Source organism: Mesorhizobium sp. M7A.F.Ca.MR.362.00.0.0 (genome assembly GCF_004023175.1).
Classification (GTDB): Bacteria; Pseudomonadota; Alphaproteobacteria; order Rhizobiales; family Rhizobiaceae; genus Mesorhizobium.
Genome location: NZ_RZTF01001226.1, coordinates 1 through 216, shown reverse-complemented (window position 1 = coordinate 216; position 216 = coordinate 1). Strand labels below are relative to the sequence as shown.

The window sequence follows — 216 nt, the reverse complement described above, 5'->3', positions numbered from 1 at the left end:
CGTAAATAGTCAATGCAATTCCTGAAGAACCGGCTCTTGCTGTTCTGCCGACACGGTGAACATAGAAATCAAGATCTGCTGGCAATTCAAAATTGATGACATGACTGATCCCTTTAATATCAATTCCTCGTGCAGCTAAGTCTGTTGCAATAATATATTGAAACTCCAAATCAAGGACTTGCTTCATCACTTTCTTTCTTTCACGAGGTGTAAGCC

The 216-nt window shown here is 40.3% G+C and carries 1 protein-coding gene; it reads right to left on the bottom strand.

Going from position 1 to position 216, the window contains the following annotated elements; genetic code table 11:
• The coding region (locus tag EOC06_RS39730) for a helicase-related protein (protein WP_206631524.1) at positions 1-216 on the bottom strand (216 nt) is incomplete at both ends.